The organism is Rickettsiella endosymbiont of Xylota segnis (assembly GCF_964019545.1).
Classification (GTDB): Bacteria; Pseudomonadota; Gammaproteobacteria; order Diplorickettsiales; family Diplorickettsiaceae; genus Aquirickettsiella.
This window is the reverse complement of record NZ_OZ026451.1, coordinates 385,932-402,877: the sequence shown is the minus strand read 5'-3', so window position 1 is coordinate 402,877 and position 16,946 is coordinate 385,932. Positions and strand designations below refer to the sequence as shown.

At 36.1% G+C, this 16,946-nt stretch carries 16 protein-coding genes; 9 read left to right on the top strand and 7 right to left on the bottom strand.

Annotated features, from left to right (window positions below; translation table 11 throughout):
- Positions 1 to 6: 6 nt before the first annotated feature.
- The 3 genes from AACL18_RS01850 to lolD all read left to right on the top strand — a co-directional run bounded on the left by AACL18_RS01850 (position 7) and on the right by lolD (position 2,871).
- Complete coding sequence (locus AACL18_RS01850; protein ID WP_339051010.1) at positions 7 to 822, top strand: enoyl-ACP reductase; 816 nt, start codon at positions 7 to 9, stop codon at positions 820 to 822.
- Positions 823 to 905: 83 nt separating this feature from the next.
- The gene (locus AACL18_RS01845; RefSeq protein ID WP_339051008.1) at positions 906 to 2,159 is read left to right on the top strand and encodes a lipoprotein-releasing ABC transporter permease subunit; all 1,254 of its coding nucleotides are present in this window, start codon (positions 906 to 908) and stop codon (positions 2,157 to 2,159) included.
- A complete protein-coding gene (gene lolD, locus AACL18_RS01840) occupies positions 2,152 to 2,871 on the top strand; it encodes a lipoprotein-releasing ABC transporter ATP-binding protein LolD (RefSeq protein ID WP_339051006.1) in 720 nt (239 codons plus the stop codon). The genes AACL18_RS01845 and lolD overlap by 8 nt, the downstream gene beginning before the upstream one ends.
- A 40-nt stretch (positions 2,872 to 2,911) precedes the next feature.
- Here the strand turns inward: lolD and AACL18_RS01835 are convergent, their stop codons facing one another.
- Positions 2,912 to 3,409 (bottom strand): response regulator, encoded by a 498-nt coding sequence (locus AACL18_RS01835; protein ID WP_339051004.1) that lies wholly within the window; start codon positions 3,407 to 3,409, stop codon positions 2,912 to 2,914.
- Between the two features lie 706 nt (positions 3,410 to 4,115).
- Between AACL18_RS01835 and AACL18_RS01830 the strand changes: the two genes are divergently transcribed.
- A complete protein-coding gene (locus AACL18_RS01830) occupies positions 4,116 to 4,844 on the top strand; it encodes a helix-turn-helix domain-containing protein (protein ID WP_339051002.1) in 729 nt (242 codons plus the stop codon).
- Positions 4,845 to 4,852: 8 nt separating this feature from the next.
- On the opposite strand, the gene ftsB is transcribed toward AACL18_RS01830, so the two are convergent.
- The 3 genes from ftsB to kdsA are packed head-to-tail and all read right to left on the bottom strand — an operon-like array spanning position 4,853 to position 7,299.
- Positions 4,853 to 5,143, bottom strand: a complete 291-nt coding sequence (gene ftsB, locus AACL18_RS01825; protein ID WP_339051000.1) for a cell division protein FtsB — start codon at positions 5,141 to 5,143, stop codon at positions 4,853 to 4,855.
- A gap of 4 nt (positions 5,144 to 5,147) precedes the next feature.
- Complete coding sequence (gene eno, locus AACL18_RS01820) at positions 5,148 to 6,455, bottom strand: phosphopyruvate hydratase (RefSeq protein ID WP_339050999.1); 1,308 nt, start codon at positions 6,453 to 6,455, stop codon at positions 5,148 to 5,150.
- 10 nt (positions 6,456 to 6,465) lie between these two features.
- Complete coding sequence (kdsA, locus tag AACL18_RS01815; protein ID WP_339050998.1) at positions 6,466 to 7,299, bottom strand: 3-deoxy-8-phosphooctulonate synthase; 834 nt, start codon at positions 7,297 to 7,299, stop codon at positions 6,466 to 6,468.
- Positions 7,300 to 7,490: 191 nt separating this feature from the next.
- Here kdsA and AACL18_RS01810 point away from each other — a divergent pair, with 191 nt between their 5' ends.
- Positions 7,491 to 8,600, top strand: a complete 1,110-nt coding sequence (locus AACL18_RS01810) for a hypothetical protein (protein WP_339050997.1) — start codon at positions 7,491 to 7,493, stop codon at positions 8,598 to 8,600.
- Between the two features lie 19 nt (positions 8,601 to 8,619).
- Here the strand turns inward: AACL18_RS01810 and AACL18_RS01805 are convergent, their stop codons facing one another.
- Genes AACL18_RS01805 through ccmA form a run of 3 tightly spaced genes read right to left on the bottom strand, consistent with a single transcriptional unit; the run spans position 8,620 to position 10,733 of the window.
- Complete coding sequence (locus tag AACL18_RS01805; protein ID WP_339050995.1) at positions 8,620 to 9,360, bottom strand: heme ABC transporter permease; 741 nt, start codon at positions 9,358 to 9,360, stop codon at positions 8,620 to 8,622.
- Positions 9,361 to 9,411: 51 nt separating this feature from the next.
- Positions 9,412 to 10,095, bottom strand: a complete 684-nt coding sequence (locus tag AACL18_RS01800; RefSeq protein ID WP_339050993.1) for a heme exporter protein CcmB — start codon at positions 10,093 to 10,095, stop codon at positions 9,412 to 9,414.
- Complete coding sequence (gene ccmA, locus AACL18_RS01795) at positions 10,092 to 10,733, bottom strand: cytochrome c biogenesis heme-transporting ATPase CcmA (RefSeq protein WP_339050992.1); 642 nt, start codon at positions 10,731 to 10,733, stop codon at positions 10,092 to 10,094. The genes AACL18_RS01800 and ccmA overlap by 4 nt, the downstream gene beginning before the upstream one ends.
- A gap of 127 nt (positions 10,734 to 10,860) precedes the next feature.
- Here ccmA and sohB point away from each other — a divergent pair, with 127 nt between their 5' ends.
- From sohB to lptE, 4 genes are all read left to right on the top strand, one after another.
- Positions 10,861 to 11,856, top strand: coding sequence for a protease SohB (gene sohB, locus AACL18_RS01790; protein ID WP_339050991.1), 996 nt, complete (start codon positions 10,861 to 10,863; stop codon positions 11,854 to 11,856).
- Between the two features lie 248 nt (positions 11,857 to 12,104).
- The gene (gene lnt / locus AACL18_RS01785) at positions 12,105 to 13,619 is read left to right on the top strand and encodes an apolipoprotein N-acyltransferase (RefSeq protein ID WP_339050990.1); all 1,515 of its coding nucleotides are present in this window, start codon (positions 12,105 to 12,107) and stop codon (positions 13,617 to 13,619) included.
- Between the two features lie 294 nt (positions 13,620 to 13,913).
- Positions 13,914 to 16,406, top strand: a complete 2,493-nt coding sequence (gene leuS, locus AACL18_RS01780; RefSeq protein WP_339050989.1) for a leucine--tRNA ligase — start codon at positions 13,914 to 13,916, stop codon at positions 16,404 to 16,406.
- A gap of 1 nt (position 16,407) precedes the next feature.
- Positions 16,408 to 16,938, top strand: coding sequence for an LPS assembly lipoprotein LptE (gene lptE, locus AACL18_RS01775; RefSeq protein WP_339050987.1), 531 nt, complete (start codon positions 16,408 to 16,410; stop codon positions 16,936 to 16,938).
- Positions 16,939 to 16,946 lie beyond the last annotated feature (8 nt).

The window sequence follows — 16,946 nt, the reverse complement described above, 5'->3', positions numbered from 1 at the left end:
AAAATCATGGGTCTGCTTGATAATAAACGTGCGTTAATTGTTGGTTTAGCCAGTGATCGATCGATTGCTTACGGGATTGCTGAAGCTATGCACCGTGAAGGAGCTAAACTCGCGTTTGCTTATCAAGGTGAAAAACTAAAAGAGCGTGTCGCTAAAATGGCAAGTAGGGATTTTAATTCAGACATCGTCATTCCTTGTGACGTCAGTAGCGATGAAGATATTACTGAACTTTTTAAAAAGCTGAATGTCAACTGGGATGGTTTGGATATCTTAGTTCATTCAGTGGCTTACGCACCTGCCGACCAATTACAAGGTGATTATTTCGAACATGTTAATCGTGAAGGTTTTAGAATTGCTCATGATATCAGTAGTTATAGTTTAGCTGCCTTAGCAAAAGCAGCATTTCCGATGATGAAAGATCAAGCTAACGGCGGCGCTATTCTTACACTCAGTTATCTGGGATCCGAAAAAGCCATGCAAAACTATAATATTATGGGCTTAGCCAAGGCAAGTTTAGAGGCTAATGTCCGGTATCTGGCGAATAGCTTAGGTCCAAAACATATTCGTGTGAATGCCATATCGGCTGGGCCGATTCGTACCTTAGCGGCTTCAGGCATTTCCGGTTTTCGAAAAATTTTAGCTTATAATGCTGCGGTTACGCCGTTACGCCAAAATACCACTATAGAACAAGTCGGAAATACCGCGGCTTTTCTGTGTTCTGATATGGCTTCAGGTATTACCGGTGAAATTGTTCATGTCGATGGTGGTTTTCATGCCATCGTGGCTATGGGTGAACCGGTTGAAACCGCACTTGGAAATTAGCTAGCTCCGTATTCTGGGCATAAAAATTCGCAATCTTTCCAGCGAGTGGTATATTACCTTAACAACAGTAATAGGGTCTTAGTGTGTTTCGTCCCATCGCTTTATATATTGGTTTGCGTTATACACGTGCAAAAAAACGCAATCATTTCATTTCCTTTATTTCTTTGACTTCGATGATTGGTATCGCCCTCGGGGTGATGGTACTGATCACAGTCTTATCGGTGATGAATGGTTTTGATAATGCGATCCGCGACCGCATCTTTAATATGGCGACTCAAGTGGCTATCACGGCGACAAACGGACAGCCATTGACTCAAATTAATTCATTAGCACAAAAAGTTTCTCATCAAGCGGACGTTATCGCCAGCGCCCCCTATGTATCTGGACAAGGGATGTTAGTCGATCAAGGGCAACCGCATCCGATTATGATTAGCGGTGTGTTACCTGAATTAGAAAAAAATGTTTCTGAAGTACCGCACAAAATAGTAGAAGGTAATTTCAATTTAGAACCCGGTCACTATAACATTGTGCTAGGCGAAGAATTAGCCTTAAGTTTGGGTATTCAAATCGGTGATAAAGTCAATGTCATCACACCCAGTGTTAGCTTAACACCGGTCGGTATTATTCCGCGCTTTAAAACTTTTACCGTCAGTGGAATTTTTCGTGTCGGACGCAGTTTCGGATTTGAAAGCAGCATGGCTTACATCGCTCTAAAAGATGCGCAAACTTTGTTTCAATTAGGTCAAGGTGTCACTGGCTTGCGTTTAAAGTTAAATAATCTGTATGCGGCACCGAGTGTTTCGAATGCGCTTATTAAAGCTTTACCCCCTACTTATATGGTAAGCGATTGGACTAGTACGTTTGGTAGTCTGATGTATGCTATTTCTTTAGAAAAAAGAATGATGTTTTTTATTTTACTCTTATTAATTGCCATCTCGGCGTTTAATTTAGTTTCATCACTAATGATGGTTGTTACTGATAAGCAATCCGATATTGCGATTTTGCGTACTTTGGGTGCAACTCCTGCTACGATTTTAAGTATTTTTATGGTACAAGGCTGCGTGATAGGTTTTAGTGGCACATTTCTTGGCTTAATCGGCGGAATTGCATTAGCTTCCCAAGTCAGTAACATCTTAAGCTTTATCGAACATGTCTTTCATGTACAAATTCTTGCGTCTAACGTCTACTTTTTTGTGGATAAATTACCTTCCAAGATTGAAACAGCCGATATTATTCATATTTGTATTGCCGCTTTGGGTATGAGTTTATTAGCCACCATCTATCCGGCATTAAAAGCCGCACGCACACTTCCTGCAGAGGCTTTACGTTATGAATAGATCACCTAGCGATTTAGCTACTCCTTCTAAGCAGGATGCTCCGGTACTGAGTTGTACTCATTTAAGTAAAACCTTTCATGATGGTTCTCTGTATGTAGAAGTACTCAAACCTATCAACTTTTCTGTGCAAGCTCGCGAACGCATTGCAATTGTTGGTCCTTCTGGCGCTGGAAAAAGTACTTTATTACATCTATTAGGTGGATTGGATCGACCCAGTTCGGGTGAAGTTTTTCTGGCGGGACAAAATTTAGATCAGTTGAGCGAGAACCATCGCAGTCATCTGCGTAATCGTTATCTTGGTTTTATTTATCAATTTCATCATTTATTACCAGAATTTACCGTATTAGAAAATACATGTATCCCTTTATTGCTAGCGGGCGTTGAGCCTGTATTCGCTCAGAAGAAAGCACTGAGTTTATTAAAAAAAGTCGGTCTGATACATCGACAACATCATAAGCTCGGTGAGTTATCGGGTGGAGAACGTCAACGCACTGCCATCGTAAGAGCATTGGTAAACAACCCGCTTTGCATATTAGCGGATGAACCCACTGGTAATCTTGACAGCCACACCGCAGAACAAGTGTATCAAACCTTACTTGAACTCAATGAAGAATTTAATACCAGCTTAGTTATTGTCACGCATGATCAAAATCTCGCTAGTCGATTAGATAGAATTTTACACATGGAAGACGGTCAGTTAAGTTCTAGTTGAAAAATAATCCTTTGTAGACTTTTTACTGTTATTTAAAATTTTAAGCGATAATACCGTAGTTTTGTAAAATTTTTTTAAAATCATTTTCTTGCATAGGCTTTATATAGACCTCATTAACGCCCATAGCCAAATAATTTTTTTTGCAATTTTCATGAAGCCAACTACTTGTTAATACGATGGGTACCTTTTGATTAACATTTCTTTCGTCACTCCGAATTAAATTAATTAATAAATCAATGCTACAATCCGGTAAATTAACGTCTAACAGAATAACTTGGTAGGATGAGCTTAATTTGTCTAAAGCACTGCGTGCTGAATTAACACATTCTACAGTACAACCAAATTTTTGAAGATTATTTACATTAATTTTTTGACAAATTTTGTTATCATCTATCGATAGAATTCTAGGTAAAGGATTACGCACATTTTTTATTGGGAAACTTAGTTCTTCTAAAGGTTTTTTTAATGTAGGATGGAAACTACTCCCAAAATCTTTAATTTTTTCCATTAGATTAGTTCGTAATTTTAAAATTGACATTATTCTTCTCCATAAATTAGCAATCGTTTTATTTTCCATCGCTATAATCATTGCAAAAATAACAAGCCCGATCATTGCGAGTCGCAAATGACCTTCCATAAATTAAGTTGAGCCAATGTATTAATCCATTTTTAGTCTCAACAATAACTATTTTAAGTATCCTCTGTGTAAGCCTACATGACTATGCTCTAATTCACATACTCTATTTTAAATAAAAACAACTCCTACTATCCACACCAGGGTTGATATTCGTTATAATAGATACATTTAATTAAATGTTTCCTTTCTTAAAGGTTTAAGTTGTGTCTATGAAACAATGATAAATTGTATCGAATATCATGAAATATCAGCTTAAATTTAAAAAAGTACACATTTGCTATTAATAACCTATCTTTATTATATCGAAGGATATTTTATTGATAATATTAAAAAAATTTCAGAACTATTCTGGTAGACATTGACCGTAAAAATTTTATTCTGCATAAAGTAAACTTAAACTGTAAATTGCAAAATAAACAATGTTAATCGGTGAAGCACCATTTTTGGTTTTTTTTAACCTTATTTTAAAATTTTTTAAATGCAGCAAAAAAATTTACATAGACAAAGTACCTTCAATAAAAAATATAATTTTCATTTATTTAGTCTTCCATTAAGACTAAATATTATCTGAATAGATATTTTATGTCAAATTTAATAAAGGAAGATAATGAAAAAGAATCCTAAGTCCATAAAAGAAAAAAACACTTCTCTGTCTATTGATATTCAAGAACGAGCTAATCGACTCAGATATTTGCGTAAAATGTCGCATCTATCCATGAAAGAATTTGCTCAACATTGTAATCTAGGCTTAACCACGATTAATTATTGGGAACAAGGATATAGTAGCGTCACTGAACGCGGTGCACAAAAAGTCAGCAAAGCAATGCGCGAAGAGGGGATAGAATGTTCAGTCATTTGGTTAATGACAGGATATGGGGAACCCCCAAAAGTAACTGATTCAAGTAAGCTGTCTAAATTAAATTATAAAAATCTTGAATCAATATCTAGGATTTCTATTAATGAGAAAAAATCCGATTATCCTTTAGAAAATACTGAAATTAAGGAAGAATTAGCACTTTTTAGAAAAAATTATCCTGAACATCTCATCTATCTTATTGATAATGAAAGTATGAAACCACTTTATGGTCCCGGTGATCTGGTGGCAGGAAAAAAATTAACTGATAAAAATATGGAGTTGGGGCATGGTGCAGATTGTATCGTCGAACTTGAAGGAAGAGAATTATTAATTAGACGTGTAAAAATAGCTCATGTTGTTAATAGTTATGATCTGTATGTTATTAATTCGGATGCTTCTCTAGAGTTCCCTCCCTTACGCAATATGAAAGTACTTTCCTTAGCACCCATTATTCGAATCTGGAAACCCGTTAAATTTTAATAGTAAGTTTATTTTTTTTTACTTTTTGGCTTATCAACTAGCATATAAAATAATTCATTAGGTTTTATCATATTAAGATCATTACGTGCATGCGCTTCCAATGCGATTTTACCTGACTTGAGATCCTTGATTTCAGCTACCATAGCCGTATTACGTTGACTCAGTTGTGTATTCTCCTTTAATTGCTGAGCAATTTGTTTTTTAAGTTGATGTACGCGCCATACACCATCTTGTACAAACCATAGCTTATATTGCAAGCTTAAGAAAAGTAAAGTCAAAATAACTATAAGAGGTTTCATCGAATTAATTATTTAAAAAACGTGAAAAAACAGACTTACCGGCATAACTTACCTTATTTTCCCTTGTGAGCTCTGCTTCAATCCGTAACAAACGATTGTATTTTGCAGTACGATCCGTACGACAAACAGAACCGGTTTTTATCTGACCAACCCCAGTGCCCACGGCTAAATCGGCTATACTAGTATCTTCTGTCTCACCTGAACGATGAGAAATAATCGCTGCGTAATGGGCTTGTTTTGCTAACGAAATTACTTCTAAGGTTTCACTAACCGTGCCAATCTGATTCAATTTAATAAGAATCGCATTAGCTAAATTTTTATCTATTCCCTGCTGGAATAAAATGGGATTAGTTACAAATAAATCATCTCCGACCAGTTGTATTTCTTTACCCAATCGTTTTGTTAGTTGCATCCAACCTTGTTCATCTGCTTCAGCCATACCATCTTCAATGCTAATAATAGGATATTGTTGCACTAAATGCTCTAAATAGTTAATCCATTGCTCGGCATTTAATTCTTTATTTTCTAAACAATATTTACCTTGATGATAAAATTCATTACTTGCGGCATCTAAACCTAGATAAATGTCCTTACCTGGTTTATATCCGGCTCGTTCAATCGCCACTAAAATACTTTCAATAGCCTCGTGATGAGATTGTAAATTAGGTGCAAAACCTCCTTCATCGCCAACATTAGTATTGAAACCTTGCTTTTTTAGATAGGATTTTAAACAATGAAAAGTCTCAACGCCCCAACGTAAAGCCTCACTAAACGTAGGCGCACCTAGAGGTAAGATCATAAATTCTTGGATGGCTAATGGATTATCCGCATGCACACCACCATTAATGATATTCATCTGCGGTGCTGGCATTAAATATTGCTTATCTCCTTGACCCATAAGCTCAGCAATATGCACATACAGCGCTTGTCCTTTCGCTAAAGCCGCGGCTTTCAGTAAACTTAAGGAAACTCCTAAAATAGCATTCGCACCTAATTTTCCTTTATTATCTGTTCCATCCAATTCTTTCATTAAATGATCTAATACTTTTTGATCGGCAATATCTTTTCCAATTAAGTTTTTTTGGATAGGCCCTAAAATATTTTGGATCGCTAATAAAACGCCTTTACCTTGATAACGATCCTGCCTTTGCGTATCCCTTAATTCTAAAGCTTCATTCGAACCCGTCGATGCGCCGGATGGGACACTAGCATCTGCTTTTAAACCTGAATCCAAGATAACTTCGGCGGCAATAGTTGGATTAGCTCGCGAATCTAAAATTTCATACGCATTAATCTCAGCAATTTTTGGCATACATTCTTACCTATAGCGTTGTTTCTATTAAGTTGGTTTTTTTTACCGTGTTATCTATCTCTTGTAAGCTTGCTAACAATTCAGCTATTTTTTCTAATGGCCAAGAATTTGGCCCATCGCTTAATGCTTGTTTTGGATTAGGATGTGTTTCCATAAAAAGACCAGCAATACCTGCTGCCACCGCTGCACGTGCCAATACGGGGATAAACTCTCGTTGTCCTCCCGACGATCCACCTTGACCACCTGGCAATTGTACGGAGTGTGTCGCATCAAATACCACCGGACATTGAGTTGCGCGCATGATAGCCAGTGAACGCATATCAGAAACTAGATTATTATATCCAAACGTCACACCACGTTCACAGACCATGATTTTTTTATTCCCAACTTGATATGCTTTCTCAACTACGTATTGCATGTCCCACGGAGAAAGAAACTGACCTTTCTTAATATTAAGCGGTAGACCTTGCTGGGCAACTTTTTGGATAAAATTAGTCTGTCGGCATAAAAATGCTGGTGTTTGTAAAATATCCACCACACTCGCCACCTCATTTAAAGGCGTATCTTCATGAACATCAGTGACTAGAGCAACACCCAATTCCTTTTTAACTTTAGCTAAAATGCGCAAGCCTTCTTCTAAGCCCAAACCGCGAAAACTCTTAGCAGAAGAACGATTTGCTTTGTCAAAGGAAGATTTGTAAATAAAAGGTATATTCAATTTATTGGTGATTTCTTTCAAGCGCCCAGCAGTATCCATGGCCAGTTGTTCGCTTTCGACGACACAAGGCCCTGCCATAACAAATAAAGGTTTATCAATACCCACTTCAAAATTAAGCAATTTCATAATTATAAACACAAAATTAAAGAGTCATAGTTTACTCTTAAACTTAATGAAGTCCTACCCTTAGCGCTACTCAGAGGCTTTAAAATCAGTCAAAATAGTGAATTTAACGCTTAAATTTTATAAAGAAAAAAAATTTTTAAAAAAAATTAATTTGGTGTTAATATAGAGAAAAATAATAAGGCGGTATGAGAGTGTACTTCAAAAATTATAAAATTTTATTCTCAAATAAAGAAAAAGAACCCAATCTTTTTAAAAAAAGATTGCCTTATGATTTAATTAAAAAAACAAAAAAAAGCTTGTGGCAAAAGGTAACAAAAAAGCGGCGCCAACAACTTAAATTTAACAATAGTTTACAGACTAATAAACATTTATTTTTAAACCAACAAATACCTATAGCAGAATCTCAACTAAAGGAAAATTTGTTGGCTTTTCTCCCTGAATACCATGCAGAAAATGTCATTCATAAACTCTATCAACGTTTTATACAAAACAATAAAATTAATGAACATGCTTATTTTCATTTTTATAATAGAATATCAGCTAAAATCGATGTTTTAAAAATTATTGATGCCGATCAGGGGAAAAATATTGCGCTAAATTCAGATCTGGTTTCTAAGGTGGTTTCTGCATTGACCTATTCTGTCGGGCTGGTTTCTTCGGTTATATTTGATGTTATCGGTGCAGTCATTCGACATGGAATAAGCGAAATAAGTGATATGAGAAAAATTAAAAAAGCCAAAAATAAACTGAATCATTGGATAACTGATCTGAATTTCATAAAATTGCTCAGCATAGTACTGACAAAAATCCATGAACTAGATTTCGCTCACCAAGAAAAAATTGACTATTTTTTAGATGAACAATTTTTAATATTTTGGACTTTGTTTAAAAAACAAGCCAAAATTGATACTGAAATACCTAATTTAAACGATTTTTGGTCTACTTGTTTAGTAGAATATGTCAAAGAGTTAAAATGTCCTCTATTAAAAGAAAATTTTGAACGCTGCTTAAATGAAATGTTTAAATTGCTCAAACTACCATTTCCAGAATCTTTACCGACGTTAACTGAAATAAATCAACCAAATCTTTCTAAAGGCTTCAACACAGACAGCCAAGAAAGTATATTTTTAGCTCAATTGATACTACAAGTTATCATTAGTGGTTATCTAACACAGCTACTGGAGTTTAATCATACAGTTAAAATACAGCAGAATTCTTCAACTTGCGCATCCAAATTTTGGCGTAATGAAAACAATAATTTTAGAGTTGATTATAATCGACCCACTCCTGCCATTAGCTAAGCATTTTCGTCCAGATTAATTACAAGCTATTAGCTTGATTAAACTTGATATAATGCTCTAATATTTCACAACGGATATGTAATAATAAAACAATAAAATAAAAGCTTATGAATGCCACCATCATCGATAATAAAGGATAAAGCATACGCGGCTCGATTAATGAAGGACTAAAAAAATGCAATGTTGCCCCTTGATGCAAAGTATTCCACCAATAGACTGAATAGTGAATAATGGGTAAGTTCGCTAAACCCAACATAATCAATATCGCCGTAGCTTGCGCTGCCATATGCCGCTCAGGAATTGCAGAACGTAAAGCAATTACGCCAAGATATAAAAATAATAAAATAAGCTCTGAAGTTAAACGCGCGTCCCAAACCCACCAAGCGCCCCACATCGGTTTAGCCCAAACGCTTCCTGTTAATAACGCTAAAAAAGTAAACCATGCTCCTAAAAAGACACTACCCGAAACGATTAATTCGGCTAATTTGATACGTAAAATTAAACCTACAATTGAGAAAAATGCCATAATAAAATAAACAAACAATGATAAAAAAGCACTGGGCACATGCACATAGATAATGCGAAAAGCATCTCCTTGCTGATAATCCGCTGGGGCTAAATATAAACCTCCTACTGCACCATAAATACCGAAAACTAATAAAGATAAAGCAAAAATTGGAACTAAATAGTTCGACAATGTATAAAAATGATGTACGGCGATATATCGATAAATTTTGTTTCTTTTTTTTAGTTGAGTCATTTTTTTATTTCCTTTGAGCGATACACAGACAAAATTTAAGTACCAGGAGTATTACGCAAAAGCTATGCCTATACGCAATATTTTATTAATAACTAAAGGTGCTAAACTCATACTCAGAATCATTAACACACCTAACCAAGCTAATGGCCCATTGGCAGGCAATCCCAAACTCGCTAAGGCAACCGCGCTGCTCGCAAAAATGAGTACTGGAATGTAAAATGGGATTATTATTAATATTATTAATAATCCACTCTGACGAAGTCCTAACGTCAAAGCGCGCGCAATACCGCCTAGAAATATTAATGTAGGCGTACCCAATAGGATAGTGAGATATAAAGTTTTTAAAGCCATGATAGGAATAAACAAGCTTAGACTCAGAATCGGTGTCACGATAAACAAAGACATACAAATAACTAAGCAAAATACTAATAACTTAATAAATAAAACTATGCTAAGTTCATTAGGAAGTAAAATAAGCTGCTCTAAATCTCCCTCTTTCCAATCATTTCGAAAAAGCTGATCTAACATTAATAATACTAGAAATAACACCACCACCCAATAAATTCCGGCAGATATTTTTTTTAATAAAATGGGATCGGCACTTATACTTAAAGGAAATAAAATGATCGCTAAAATTAAAAATAATAAGGGATAAATCAATTCGTGATAATAACGAAAAATAGTTAATAACTCACTACGTAAATTAGTTAAAAGCTTTAAAAAAAAAATTATCATGACTTTATATCTAAGAAAATTTTTTTTATTTTTAAAGAGAAAGAATACATCGCCTGATGGCTGGAAAAAACAATGACGCCTCCTCTAGCACTTTGTTTTTCCATTAAAGACGATAAAAATGCAATACCGGCACTATCGAGAGAAGTAAACGGCTCATCCAGAATCCAACAATCTGCTTTGATCAATAATAATTTTGCTAAACTCAAACGTCGTTGTTGTCCTGAAGAAAGGTGTGTTAATAAAGTATTTGCGCATTCTTTTAAATCTAATTGGTCTAATATCTGATGAATAGCATGGATTGCTTCACGTTTGGATTGCTTATGGATTAAATTTCGCCTGGCCAAACATAAATAAAGATTTTCAGTCGGACTCAGTGCAGATTTCATACCTAAGCGGTGGTTAACATAAAGTAAATTATCGGTAAAATTTATGTTATTTTTCTCAATTGCAATACCATTCCACATGACTTTTCCGCTTAAAGGAGTACGTAAACCGGTTAATATCTGTAATAATGTGGTTTTCCCTGAACCATTTGCACCAACAATATGTAATATTTGCTTCGGAAAAAGTTGAAACGTTAGTTGTTTAAACAGAAGTCTGTTATTACGTTCATAAGAAAGTTCCTCTACAGTTAACACTCTCTTCATTCCTTGATAAGTAATGGGTAAGTTTTTTCAATTGCCTATTTAACGAAGTGCTGTTGTATACAAAACAGGACCTAGGCTATATTATTCCTTTTTCAAACGAGTTAAAAGGCCAATAACCATGTCATTCCTTCTTCAATATGTTGTTTTCCTAGCGAAGCTATTTACATTGGTACTTGCTATTTTAATAGTAACCGCCGGAGTTTTCTCTATTATTCGCAAAGCTAAAGAACAAAACAAGAATAAACTATGTGTTAAAAAGCTTAATAAAAAATATCAAGAATTTGCTGAAACATTAAATTCAGAAATTTTAGATAAAAAACAATTAAAAAAATATGCTAAAGAACAAAAAATTAAATTAAAAAAATCTGCTAAATTATTGAAAAAACGAGTGTTTGTTTTAAATTTTCAAGGTGACATCAAAGCTACTGCAGTAAATAATCTACGTGAAGAAATCACCGCTCTCATCCAAGTGGCAACACCGCAAGATGAAGTCGTATTACGCTTAGAAAGTGGCGGTGGCATGGTTGCTCCGTATGGGTTAGCTGCTTCACAGTTACAACGTTTAAAAGATAAACGCATCCCTTTGACGGTTACTATCGATAAAATTGCCGCAAGCGGTGGATATTTAATGGCCTGCGTCGGTGATAAAATCTTAGCCGCACCGTTTGCGATTATTGGCTCAATCGGTGTCGTAGCACAACTCCCGAACTTTCATCGTTTTTTAAAAAAAAGAGATATTGATTTCGAATTACTAACCGCAGGAGAATATAAACGTACACTGACCATTTTTGGAGAGAACACTGTTAAAGCACGAGAAAAAACTCAAGATGACCTAGAAGAAATCCATCATCTTTTTAAAGCCTTTATCCAAGCTAACCGAAAACAAGTTGATATGGCCATAGTCGCTACGGGAGCTCATTGGCTTGCGAAAGATGCACTTACACTCAATTTAGTCGATGAACTAATAACCAGTGATGATTATTTAAGTGTACTCGCAGCTAGTGATAAAGCTGAAATTTATGAATGTCAGTATCTGACTAAAAAATCAGTGGCCGAAAAATTAAGTAGTAATGTACAATCTGCTCTCGGTAAATTAATGTGGTTTAAAAACTAACTTTTGATCCTAAAATTTGCGTGTTCCCTGTAGCAACTTTATGTATGCTAAAGATGGAATCTTTGCAATTGGATTTCTTGACTAGACTTCTTGCATAACCCAGTGATGGGCTTGAGTTCCCAAGCAAACGATAGTCGAGGACCGGAGTTTACTTAAGTAAATGAGGACCGTAGACTAGCGTTTAACGATGAAATCAAGTCTAGCACGCAGGTTATGCAAGTGGTCTACTCTTTTTCCTATGCAATTTTATGACCTACTATAAAGAAATAAGCGCACTTATCGCCGGTGGTTTACTCACCTTTGCTTTTGCTCCGATGTGCATTTATCCTTTAGCTATCTTCTCGCCCGCCGTATTATTATTGCTATGGCTAAATAGCTCAGCTAAACGCGCTTTTATTTTAGGATTACTTTTTGGCATAGGCTTTTATGGTATCGGTGTCTCGTGGGTATTTATAAGCATTCACGAATTTGGTCATACTTCTTTTTTTCTAGCTTCGTTAATTACTGCACTATTTATTTTTATATTAGCCTTATTTACAGCCATTCAAGGTTTTCTAGTCAATCGTTTTTTTCCTAGTAATACATTCATCAAACTCTACTTAATCTTTCCTAGTTCATGGGCGCTAGCCGAATGGGTAAGAAGTTGGATATTTACTGGTTTTCCTTGGTTATTATTAGGCACTAGCCAAGTAAATACGCCGCTTAGTGGTTATGCTCCAATTTTGGGAATAGTGGGTCTGACTTTTCTAGTTGCTTTGTCGGCAAGTTTATTTCTTTCGTTATTCTGTCCTTTTTTAAACAAACGTTTTGATTGTCAGTTCAATCTAAAAAACTTTTACTATTCAGGACGCTTACTGACAATTATAGGAATATGGGCCATTGGTTATATCTTAAGTTTTATCCCTTGGACACATTTACAAGGAAAACCAATCCAAATCAGTCTGATTCAAGCGAATATCCCCCAAGAAATAAAATGGGAACCTGAGTATCAAAAAGCATCATTAATACACTATCAACAATTAACGCAATCACATTGGAATAGTCGACTGATTATTTGGCCAGAAGCTGCCATTCCTCTGTTACAAAATCAAGCAGTTGACTTTTTAAAGCAGCTTGACAAGCAAGCCAAACAGCATAAAACCACATTGATAACAGGAATACCTATCCAAAAAGGCTTTCAATATTATAATGGCATGCTAGCTTTAGGCTTGGATCACGCGACCTATTATAAACAAAGACTGGTTATTTTTGGTGAATATCTCCCGTGGTGGATAATCTGGGCTCACGGTTTATTAAATTTATTAGATATTCCAATGTCTAGTTTTTCACCCGGGCCGAGTCACCAACCCGCATTTAGGGTAGCCAACGTTAATTTAGGTACATTTATTTGTTATGAAATTGCTTATTCCAACTTAGTCCGACAAGCATTGAAAGATCATGCTCAGTTACTATTAACTATTAACGATGATGCTTGGTTCGGTCATTCTTTTGCCTTAGCTCAACATCTACAAATTGGCCAATTTCAAGCGTTAGCCACCGGACGTTACTTAGCTTTTTTAAGTAATACCGGCCTAACGGCTATCGTGACTCCTAAAGGAAAAATTATAGCGAAACTTCCCGCCTTCGAGTCGGGTGTGTTAACAAGTTCGATTTATAAAACTGAAGGTTTAACACCGTGGGTATATCTCGGCGATGGTTCCATCATTATCTTTTTAGTGGGATTATGTATCTTATGTTACGCTTATCGAAAAGCTCACATTTAGATGTTTATGCTTCAGTTAACTCAGGCTATTATAGATTAGTGTTTTATCCAAGCAGTTATCACAATAAAAATTAGGCTTGTTATATAATTAGCAAATAGTTGAACAGTTTTTAATCTATCCGAATTAACAGTACTTTAAAAATGAAGCCTATACTCATAGCAATTGGATTTTTGGCAAGCGCAATGAAAATAAAGCAACCGAGTGTATTATCCATACATGAGGAATGCGAATTGAGCGGCAACCCAGACAAAATTCAAGTGCGAAGAGTATAATTAAAACAAGGTATCTAGCCACATGCAAGAACAATATCAACCCTTAGCGCTTGAAGCTGACATCCAAAAATTTTGGGAAGAGCACCAATGTTTCAAGGTCACTGAAGATCTCAATAAAGAAAAATTTTATTGCCTCTCTATGTTTCCCTACCCTAGCGGGCATTTACATGTAGGCCATGTCCGGAATTATGTATTGGGCGATGTGATTACCCGTTACCAGCGTATGTTAGGTAAAAATGTTTTGCATCCCATCGGTTGGGATGCTTTTGGTTTACCGGCTGAAAATGCTGCCATTGAAAAAGGAGTACCTCCCGCTAAATGGACTTATGCCAACATTGAACATATGCGCAAGCAATTCAAACAACTCGGCTTAAGCTTTGATTGGAGCCGAGAAATTACTACCTGTAAACCTGATTACTATCGTTGGGAACAATGGCTGTTTATTCAATTACTTAAAAATGGTCTAGTCTATAAAAAAAGTGCCGTAGTCAATTGGGATCCTATTGATAAAACCGTGTTAGCGAATGAACAGGTTATTGATGGCCGTGGCTGGCGTTCTGGTGCACTTGTAGAGCGTAAAGAAATTCCGCAGTGGTTTTTAAAGATTACCGCTTACGCAGATGAATTATTAAATGACTTGGATACTTTAGAAGCATGGCCAGATGAAGTCAAAACTATGCAACGCAATTGGATAGGTCGATCCCAAGGTTTAACTATTCAATTTAAAGTCAATAATCCTGAATTAGACACTATTGAAATCTTTACTACGCGTCCCGACACCTTATTTGGTGCTACTTTTATCGCGGTTTCACCCAGTCATCCTATAGCACGTTATATAGCTAAACACGATCCCAAGCTGCAAGCTATCATTGCCAGTTTTCAACAAATCCCTACATCTGAAGAGGCGACTGCACATTTAGAAAAGAAAGGTTTTACAACTCAGCTTACTGCCTATAATCCTCTGACTCACGAAAACTTACCGATATGGATTGCTAATTTTGTGAAAACTGATTACGGTTCCGGAGCGATCATGGGAGTCCCTGCACACGACGAGCGCGATTTTGAATTCGCAAAGAAATATCATTTACCTATACGTCCTGTCATATTATCTACTCAGGCACATGATTTTCAATCAGCCCCTCTTATTTCGGATACAGGCACATTAATTAATTCGGGTCCCTATACGGGTTTAAGTGCTGAACTTGCGTCAGTAACTATTGCAAAAAAGTTAATACAAGAAAAGATAGCCGTGCATACAACTAATTACCGACTTCGTGATTGGGGTGTTTCACGTCAGCGCTATTGGGGAACACCTATTCCAATTATTTATTGCACTACTTGCGGCGTTGTTCCTGTCCCTGAAGAAGATTTACCCGTGGTACTTCCCGAAACGATACAGTTTAATGGTGTAGGCTCACCTTTAAAAAATATGCCTGAGTTTTATCAAACCGAGTGTCCTATTTGTAAACAACCCGCTATGAGAGAAACAGATACTTTAGATACGTTTGTAGAGTCTTCCTGGTATTACGCTCGCTTTGCCTGCCCTACACAGAACAGAGCCATGTTAGATGATAGAGCAAAATATTGGACACCCGTTGATCATTATATTGGAGGTATTGAACATGCGGTATTACACTTACTCTATGCACGTTTTTTTCATAAAATATTACGCGATTTAGCTCTACTGAATTCTAATGAACCCTTTACGCGTTTATTGACACAGGGCATGGTCCTTAAAGATGGTGCAAAAATGTCTAAATCTAAAGGCAACACCGTCGATCCTGCTAAACTGATGTCACAATATGGAGCAGATACCTTACGATTATTTATTTTGTTCGCCGCCCCTCCTGAACAATCCTTAGAGTGGTCTGACGCGGGAGTTGAAGGTGCTTATCGCTTTTTAAAGCGTTTATGGACCTTAGCCTATAACAATCCTTGGATAATAGAGCTCAATGAAACTCATAGCCTCACCCAGTCCATCGATTGGACAAAAATTCCTCATGCGCATCGTAACTTACGCCGTCAAATCCATGAAATTTTGCAACTTGCGCGCAATGATTTTGAAAGACAGCAGTTTAATACGGTTATTGCTAGTTGCATGAAGCTTTTGAATACACTGCAAGCAGCCAGCCAATTATTAAGCTCATCTACTGATGATGCATTACACACGATTAAACATATAATATGGCAAGGTTTAAGCATTCTATTGCGCTTATTAGCCCCTATCGTTCCTCATATAACCCATGCTTTATGGAAAGAACTGAAATTTCCCGGATTAATTGGTAAAGCACATTGGCCGAAAGTAGCCGCCGATGCGTTAACCCTGGAAAAAATTGATTGGGTGATACAAGTAAATGGTAAATTACGTGCACAATTATCACTTGATATACACTATAATGATGAAACACTTAAAGCGGTTATTCTCAATGACCCTCAGATCAAACGCTATACTGAAAATCAAACGATTAAAAAAATTATTATAGTCCCCAAAAAATTAGTTAATATTGTTATTTAATATGACAGCTCGTTACCCCTTATTATTTATTCTCTTTTTTAGCTTCATATTAACTGCTTGTGGCTTTCAATTAAGAGGTCACTGTGAATTTTCACTACCTTTTCATTCACTTTCTTTGGAATCTAATCAGCCTTATAGTAATTTCACCAAAGAATTACAAAACGCGTTAGCAACAGCGGGAGTTCATACCTTACTTGCGACTCCGGCATCTTCACGATTACAAATTCTTACACAAAACTTTACTCGTACGGCTACCAGCCTAGGAAATGCCGGACAAACAACCACCTATTTACTTGTTTACAGTATTTTATTTCAGCTCATAGATTGTAAAGGTCGTGTTTTATTAGCACCACAGCAAATCCAAGCCACACGAACTTTTTCGATTACATCCAATCAACTCGCTGGTGATCTCAATACAGAAACTGATTTACAAGAAAATATGCAACAGGATGTTATTCAACAACTTTTAATTCGCTTAAATTCTGCAGAGTTACGCCAGCAACTTCGCTGCAGCACTTGTCCTCAGCAATAATCTATATA

Bases quoted from the DNA above. Each gene is read 5' to 3' on its own strand.
- AACL18_RS01850 (WP_339051010.1), top strand. From the start codon at position 7: ATGGGTCTGCTTGATAATAAACGTGCGTTAATTGTTGGTTTAGCCAGT.
- lolD (WP_339051006.1), top strand. From the start codon at position 2,152: ATGAATAGATCACCTAGCGATTTAGCTACTCCTTCTAAGCAGGATGCT.
- AACL18_RS01835 (WP_339051004.1), bottom strand. From the start codon at position 3,409: ATGTCAATTTTAAAATTACGAACTAATCTAATGGAAAAAATTAAAGAT.
- AACL18_RS01830 (WP_339051002.1), top strand. From the start codon at position 4,116: ATGAAAAAGAATCCTAAGTCCATAAAAGAAAAAAACACTTCTCTGTCT.
- ftsB (WP_339051000.1), bottom strand. From the start codon at position 5,143: ATGAAACCTCTTATAGTTATTTTGACTTTACTTTTCTTAAGCTTGCAA.
- eno (WP_339050999.1), bottom strand. From the start codon at position 6,455: ATGCCAAAAATTGCTGAGATTAATGCGTATGAAATTTTAGATTCGCGA.
- kdsA (WP_339050998.1), bottom strand. From the start codon at position 7,299: ATGAAATTGCTTAATTTTGAAGTGGGTATTGATAAACCTTTATTTGTT.
- AACL18_RS01805 (WP_339050995.1), bottom strand. From the start codon at position 9,360: ATGACTCAACTAAAAAAAAGAAACAAAATTTATCGATATATCGCCGTA.
- AACL18_RS01800 (WP_339050993.1), bottom strand. From the start codon at position 10,095: ATGATAATTTTTTTTTTAAAGCTTTTAACTAATTTACGTAGTGAGTTA.
- sohB (WP_339050991.1), top strand. From the start codon at position 10,861: ATGTCATTCCTTCTTCAATATGTTGTTTTCCTAGCGAAGCTATTTACA.
- lnt (WP_339050990.1), top strand. From the start codon at position 12,105: ATGACCTACTATAAAGAAATAAGCGCACTTATCGCCGGTGGTTTACTC.
- leuS (WP_339050989.1), top strand. From the start codon at position 13,914: ATGCAAGAACAATATCAACCCTTAGCGCTTGAAGCTGACATCCAAAAA.
- lptE (WP_339050987.1), top strand. From the start codon at position 16,408: ATGACAGCTCGTTACCCCTTATTATTTATTCTCTTTTTTAGCTTCATA.